This is a genomic window from Clostridium nigeriense (assembly GCF_900086595.1).
GTDB lineage: Bacteria > Bacillota > Clostridia > Clostridiales > Clostridiaceae > Clostridium > Clostridium nigeriense.
Map to the genome: position 1 here is coordinate 7,920 of NZ_LT575472.1, position 2,500 is coordinate 10,419.

A 2,500-nucleotide genomic window follows, 5' to 3' on the forward strand; every position below is an offset into this window, starting at 1 on the left:
TAACCTGGCAACGTCCTACTCTCCCACACAGTCTCCCGTGCAGTACCATCGGCGCTGTAGAGCTTAACTTTCCTGTTCGGAATGGAAAGGAGTGTTTCCTCTACGCCATCATCACCAGATTTCAGAGTGTTCTCTGAAAATTGCACATGAACTAATAACTTATTTTGGTCAAGCCCTCGACCTATTAGTATCAGTCAGCTAAATATGTTACCACACTTACACCTCTGACCTATCAACCTTGTGTTCTTCAAGGGGTCTTACTAGCTTATGCTATGGGAAATCTCATCTTGAGGGGGGCTTCACGCTTAGATGCTTTCAGCGTTTATCCCTTCCCGACTTAGCTACCCAGCTATGCTCCTGGCGGAACAACTGGTGCACCAGAGGTCAGTCCATCCCGGTCCTCTCGTACTAAGGACAGCTCCTCTCAAATTTCCTACGCCCGCGACGGATAGGGACCGAACTGTCTCACGACGTTCTGAACCCAGCTCGCGTGCCGCTTTAATGGGCGAACAGCCCAACCCTTGGGACCTACTACAGCCCCAGGATGCGACGAGCCGACATCGAGGTGCCAAACCTCCCCGTCGATGTGGACTCTTGGGGGAGATCAGCCTGTTATCCCCGAGGTAGCTTTTATCCGTTGAGCGATGGCCCTCCCACGAGGTACCACCGGATCACTAAGCCCGACTTTCGTCCCTGCTCCACTTGTGGGTGTCGCAGTCAGGCTCCCTTCTGCCTTTGCACTCTACGAACGATTTCCGACCGTTCTGAGGGAACCTTTGGGCGCCTCCGTTACATTTTAGGAGGCGACCGCCCCAGTCAAACTGCCCACCTAACAATGTCCCGTCACCAGTTTCATGGCGTCCGGTTAGAATCCCAATACTGTCAGGGTGGTATCCCAAGGATGACTCCACTAAGGCTGACGCCCTAGCTTCTCAGTCTCCCACCTATCCTGTACAGACAATATCGAAACTCAATGCTAAGCTACAGTAAAGCTCTACGGGGTCTTTCCGTCCAATCGCGGGTAGCGAGCATCTTCACTCGCACTACAACTTCGCCGGATTTGCAGTTGAGACAGTGCCCAAGTCATTACGCCATTCGTGCGGGTCAGAACTTACCTGACAAGGAATTTCGCTACCTTAGGACCGTTATAGTTACGGCCGCCGTTTACTGGGGCTTAAGTTCACACCTTCGCTTGCGCTAAGTGTTCCCCTTAACCTTCCAGCACCGGGCAGGCGTCAGCCCCTATACATCAGCTTGCGCTTTAGCAGAGACCTGTGTTTTTGCTAAACAGTTGCTTGGGCCTATTCTCTGCGGCCTGCTCTCACAGGCACCCCTTCTCGCTAACTTACGGGGTCAATTTGCCTAGTTCCTTAACTGCAATTCTTCCGATGGCCTTAGGATTCTCTCCTCATCTACCTGTGTCGGTTTGCGGTACGGGCACTACTTCTCTCTCTAGATGCTTTTCTTGGAAGCAGGGAATCAGATACTTCAGTCTAAAAGACCTTCCCCATCACACCTCAGGATTGTTAAGACGGATTTGCCTATCTTAACTCCCTAAATGCTTAGACTAGCATTTCCAATCGCTAGCACATCCTATCCTTCTCCGTCACACCATCGATAATAACGATAATAGTGGTATTGGAATATCAACCAATTGTCCATCACCTACGCCTTTCGGCCTCGGCTTAGGTCCCGACTAACCCTGGGCGGACGAGCCTTCCCCAGGAAACCTTAGATTTTCGGCCTGTAAGATTCTCACTTACATCTCGCTACTAATGCCAACATTCTCACTCGTAATCAGTCCACCGCTCCTTACGGTACGACTTCAGCCCGATTACGACGCTCCTCTACCGCTCAAGTAATCTTGAGCCCGTAGCTTCGGTGGTAAGTTTGAGCCCCGGACATTTTCGGCGCAGGATCTCTCGACTAGTGAGCTATTACGCACTCTTTAAATGAGTGGCTGCTTCTAAGCCAACATCCTAGTTGTCTTAGAAATCCCACATCCTTTACCACTTAACTTACACTTTGGGACCTTAGCTGACGATCTGGGCTTTTTCCCTTTTGACCACGGATCTTATCATTCGTAGTCTGACTGCCGGACTAATAGTATATGGCATTCGGAGTTTGATAAGGTTCGGTAAGCGATATGCCCCCTAGCCCATTCAGTGCTCTACCTCCATTACTCATATCCGACGCTAGCCCTAAAGCTATTTCGAGGAGAACCAGCTATCTCCGAGTTCGATTGGAATTTCTCCGCTATCCACAGCTCATCCCATGCTTTTTCAACAGCAACGTGGTTCGGTCCTCCACGGGGTTTTACCCCCGCTTCAACCTGGCCATGGATAGGTCACCCGGTTTCGGGTCTACGGCATGCAACTAGTCGCCCTATTAAGACTCGGTTTCCCTTCGGCTCCGTACCTTAAGTACTTAACCTTGCTACATACCGTAACTCGTTGGCTCGTTCTACAAAAAGCACGTCATCACCCTCATAAGGGGCTTT

General features: G+C 50.7%; 2 rRNA genes (1 of these 2 running past the window's edge). Both read right to left on the reverse strand.

Features of this window, described 5'->3' with window-relative positions:
- Nucleotides 1-2: 2 nt before the first annotated feature.
- A 5S ribosomal RNA gene (gene rrf, locus BN6774_RS00040) occupies nt 3-119 on the reverse strand.
- A gap of 45 nt (nt 120-164) precedes the next feature.
- A 23S ribosomal RNA gene (locus BN6774_RS00045) occupies nt 165-2,500 on the reverse strand; it runs 569 nt beyond the window's last position.